General features: G+C 44.4%; 4 protein-coding genes and 1 pseudogene. All 5 read left to right on the forward strand.

Going from position 1 to position 4,315, the window contains the following annotated elements:
• A pseudogene (locus QZ327_RS14125) lies at positions 1-296 on the forward strand (DNA-binding protein); the annotation flags it as partial.
• Positions 297-425: 129 nt separating this feature from the next.
• Positions 426-815 carry a hypothetical protein gene (locus tag QZ327_RS14130; RefSeq protein WP_217932176.1) on the forward strand — a complete coding sequence of 130 codons (390 nt, stop codon included), beginning with the start codon at positions 426-428 and terminating at the stop codon, positions 813-815.
• Positions 803-1,153: an IS66 family insertion sequence element accessory protein TnpB gene (tnpB, locus tag QZ327_RS14135; RefSeq protein WP_008642045.1), complete on the forward strand. Its 351-nt coding sequence runs from the start codon at positions 803-805 to the stop codon at positions 1,151-1,153. The genes QZ327_RS14130 and tnpB overlap by 13 nt, the downstream gene beginning before the upstream one ends.
• Before the next feature lie 94 nt (positions 1,154-1,247).
• On the forward strand, positions 1,248-2,849 hold the full coding sequence (locus tag QZ327_RS14140) for an IS66 family transposase (RefSeq protein ID WP_294620346.1): 1,602 nt from the start codon (positions 1,248-1,250) through the stop codon (positions 2,847-2,849).
• A 160-nt stretch (positions 2,850-3,009) separates the two neighbouring features.
• The coding region (locus QZ327_RS14145) for an HAD-IC family P-type ATPase (RefSeq protein WP_294620348.1) at positions 3,010-4,315 on the forward strand (1,306 nt) is incomplete at its 3' end.

Below are 4,315 nucleotides of genomic sequence, written 5' to 3' on the forward strand. Positions count from 1 at the left end.
TCAGTTTTCAGGCTGACAGGAATTTGAAAAGTTCATGCATGGCTACACACCTACGACGTTCGAAATACAAACCGCACTCCGCCTCGCTCACAGAAGAAGAAATCGACCGGAAACTCACGGAATATTTTGCAACGCATCCCGTACTGACCCGTAGTAATATGCAGTCACTTTGCTGCTTTACCCAGAGCATGGCCAGCCGCCAAATCCGCAGACTGAAAGCAGAAAGCAAGTTGCAAAATATCGGGAAACCTACACAGCCTATTTATGTGCCAGGACCGGGATACTATGAGAAATGAATCCAACGAGTATGAGAAATAAGTAAAATTAGGGTTGTTTTGCGGAAAAACTGTAAGCGTCTCGGCGATGCCATATTTTCTATCTTAATTTTTCCTTTTAGCTTTGCGTCATAATAAAAAACACATCTTATGACTGCACATGACTTGTACACCCGTACCTTATCGGATTATAAATCCTGTTTATGTTCTTCTCCTGCCTTAACTCTTCGTAGTTATTGTCGTGAACGCCATGTCAACTACCATGGTATGTGTCTTTGGCTTTCCCGCCACAGCATCAGTATCCGTGAGTTGCGTCCCTACTCTTCGGTCACCGCCGCTAACGAGCCCGCCTCCTCTTTCAGCCGTTTGCTTCCGGTCTGTCCTTCCCCTTCCTCCTCTCCGGATATGCTTTACGGGGTTACCATCACTTTCCCTGACGGAGTGACTGTCTCTATCAAGCAAGGCAGCTCTTTTAGCGTCAACCGTTTTATCGACCGTTATAACAGTAAAATTCAGGAGGAAGAGTCATGTTTGCTTTAACCGATGGCATGCATTATTATCTGTGCCAGCATTATGTTGATATGCGTAAAGGCATGACCGGACTTTACCGGCTTGTCAAGTCCGACATGTCCCTTTCTCCCGTTTCGGGTGATGTATTTGTGTTTTTCTCCCGCAAACGTGACATGGTTAAAATTCTGCGGTGGGATACGGACGGTTTTATTCTCTATCAGAAACGGCTGGAAGAAGGTACCTTTGAGGTTCCCCGTTTTAATCCCGATACAGGGTCTTATGAGCTCTCATGGAAGACTTTTCTTTTGATAATGCAGGGCGTCTCGCTCCGGTCTGCCAAATGCAGGAAACGGTTCCGATTGAGGTGATATCCTGATATAGTAATCTGTATATCAATATATTACATTGCAAATATTTCGCTGATTTCTTTGTCTTCCGGTTCTTTTTTCTTATCTTTGACACATGCAAAAGGACCGGCTCATAGAACTTCTGGAGGATCAAATCAGATCTTTAAAAGAACAGCTTGAAGCGGCTGCCAGGCGTGAGGAGCATGGGCAGCTGCTTATCTGCGAACTGACGATGCAGGTCCGCCAATTAACCGAAAGTGTCCGTTCATTAGAAGAGGCGTTGACCTTGAAAAATGGAAAACTGAAAAAACAGGAGAACATCAGTCGTGGTCTGGGCAAACTTATAAGCAACGAGTCTGAAAAGCAGGTACCGGGTGAAGCGGAGGCAGTCCGGCGGACGGCTCCCTCCCGTCCATGCCCTTCTCCCAAAGAGCGGGGAAACAATAAATCCAAACGCAAGGAGCATTTTGAACTGGAGGAGAAGGTAATCGAAGTCAATCCCGAACATCCCCTTTTCAGCATATCCCTTGCCAAATTCATGGGATATCGTGATTCCATCCGTTATGTCTACACTCCTCCGAAATTTGAAAAGCTTGTCTACCGGCAAAACATTTATAGCTTAAACGGAACAGTCTTCTGCGGTTCCGCTCCCCAGGCACCTTTCCTTAACTCAAACTACGACGGATCTTTTGTAGCGGGTTTATGCCAGTTGCGCTATATCTACTCTATGAGTGTGGAGCGGATTATCGGCTTCTTCCGTGAAAGCGGGTTTGAGCTTGAAAAGCCCACCGCGCATCACCTGCTGGGCAGGGCGGCCGAGGTACTGGAAAACCTTTACAAGGCGTTGAGAATGGCCGTGCTTGAAGACTCTTATCTTTGTTGTGATGAAAGTTACCACAAAGTCCTTGTGGAAGAGAAGAACAGTAAAGGCAAAGGGGTAAGGCAGGGGTATATCTGGGCGGCAGTCGCGGTCAAGCAGAAATTGATACTGTACCTCTACGAGAACGGCTCCCGTAGCGGGAAGGTGCTTTTTGACCTTCTTTCCGAATATGAGGGGACAGTACAAAGTGACGCATACAGTCCGTATAGAAAATTAGAAAGTGACGCCTATCCGGGAATTAAAAGAATCGCCTGCCTGCAACATGTCAAAAGGAAGTTCCTTGAGGTACAGGAGGAACCGGACGCACAAAAGATCGTTGAACTGACGAACAAGCTGTATCAAAAAGAACATGAACACTGTGTTGGTCGACAGGGATGGACAGAAAAGGATAACCTCAGGCACCGGAAAAGGTATGCGCCGCGGATACTCAGCAAAATAAAACGGGAACTGCTCAGGATAAAGAGCAAGCCTGACTTGCTTCCCAAAAGTGAGATGGCGGGAGCGGTTGACTATATGCTCTCGCAATGGGAGGCCATTAAGGGCATCTTTACTGAAGGATATTACTACTTGGACAATAATTTGGTCGAGCGGTACAACCGATATATATCAATGTCCAGAAGAAATTCCCTTTTCTTTGGAAGCCATAAGGGGGCGGAAAGAGGTGCCTTATTTTATTCGCTGGCCTGTTCATGCAGAATGCAGGGAATAAATACCTTCGAATATATCACGGACGTTATCAATAAAGCGGCAAAGTTACCACCAAATACGGACATAAAGGTATATAGAAATTTATTGCCGGACAAATGGAAAGAAAATAGAAGTAGGATCGAAACATAAAGAGGAGATGCTACTTCTATTTTTTTTGAGGGGGGGGACGGCATCGCCGAGACGCTTACATCGTTTTTAGTAGCAGTGTAGATAATATAGCAAAATCCGTTTTTGCAACTTTGTTGCACGAATCATTCACTACCTTTGCAGCAACTAAAAGATGAAAGATATGGGACATTGTAGTTGCTGTGCACACGGATGTGCATCTGAAAAGGAAGTTGAAGTTAAAAATTCTATATTTCAAGAATACTGGAAAGCAGGGCTTTCATTTATATTGCTGATAAGTGGTATTATAATGAATGCCCTAGGTTCCTCTTTTTTTCATAAAGAATATGTAGCTTTAATCTGGTATATTGTAGCTTATCTTCCGGTCGGATTCCCTGTTGTGAAAGAAGCGTGGGAGAGCATAAAAGAGAAAGACTACTTCAGTGAGTTTACTCTAATGATTGTTGCCACAATCGGAGCTTTCTATATTGGCGAATACCCGGCTTTGTTACTGAGAGATAACAGTCTGATTACAGAAAGTCCGGCGAATGTAAAGGTCGGCGAGATTATAGAGATAAAATCGGGCGAGAGAGTCCCTTTGGACGGAGTGATGCTCAACGAAGTTGCTGCTTTTAATACGGCGGCATTGACAGGTGAAAGTGTCCCCCGTAATATTCGCGAAGGCGAAGAAGTGCTTGCCGGAATGATTGTGACGGATAAAGTGATTCGAATCAAGGTGACAAGACCATTCGATAAGAGTGCGCTTGCCCGAATATTGGAACTTGTGCAAAATGCTTCGGAACGAAAAGCTCCGGCAGAATTGTTTATCCGTAAATTTGCACGCATCTACACACCTATTGTTATAGGACTGGCGGTATTAATCGTACTCTTCCCGTTTGTTTATTCATTCATTGATAATCAGTTTGCGTATGTATTTAATGACTGGCTGTACAGGGCTCTCGTCTTTCTGGTGATTTCGTGCCCGTGTGCTTTGGTAGTAAGTATTCCGTTGGGATATTTTGGTGGCATCGGAGCTGCTTCCCGGTTGGGAATCTTATTCAAAGGCGGTAATTATCTGGATGCAATCACTAAAATCAATACGGTTGTATTTGATAAAACGGGAACTCTGACTCAGGGAACTTTTGAAGTGCAAGAATGTAAATCCGCATCCGGTATTAAAGAAAAAGAATTGATTAAGATGGTTGCTTCGGTAGAAAGCAACAGTACCCATCCGATTGCTAAAGCCATAGTGAACTATGCAAAGCTACAAAACGTAGAACTGCTACCTGTCACCGGTACAAGAGAATTTGCCGGATTCGGTTTGGAGGCAATGATTAACGGAACTCCGGTATTGGTTGGAAACTGTCGTTTACTATCCAAATTTAATATCAAATATCCGGCAGAATTATTACAGATTACCGATACGATTGTAGTCTGCGCCATTGGAACAGACTATGCAGGTTATTTGTTATTGGCTGATACTCTAAAAG

The sequence above is a fragment of the uncultured Bacteroides sp. genome (assembly GCF_910578895.1).
Lineage (GTDB): Bacteria > Bacteroidota > Bacteroidia > Bacteroidales > Bacteroidaceae > Bacteroides.

Excerpts from the sequence above, each read along its gene's own strand:
- QZ327_RS14130 (WP_217932176.1), top strand. The coding sequence starts at position 426 with ATGACTGCACATGACTTGTACACCCGTACCTTATCGGATTATAAATCC.
- tnpB (WP_008642045.1), top strand. The coding sequence starts at position 803 with ATGTTTGCTTTAACCGATGGCATGCATTATTATCTGTGCCAGCATTAT.
- QZ327_RS14140 (WP_294620346.1), top strand. The coding sequence starts at position 1,248 with ATGCAAAAGGACCGGCTCATAGAACTTCTGGAGGATCAAATCAGATCT.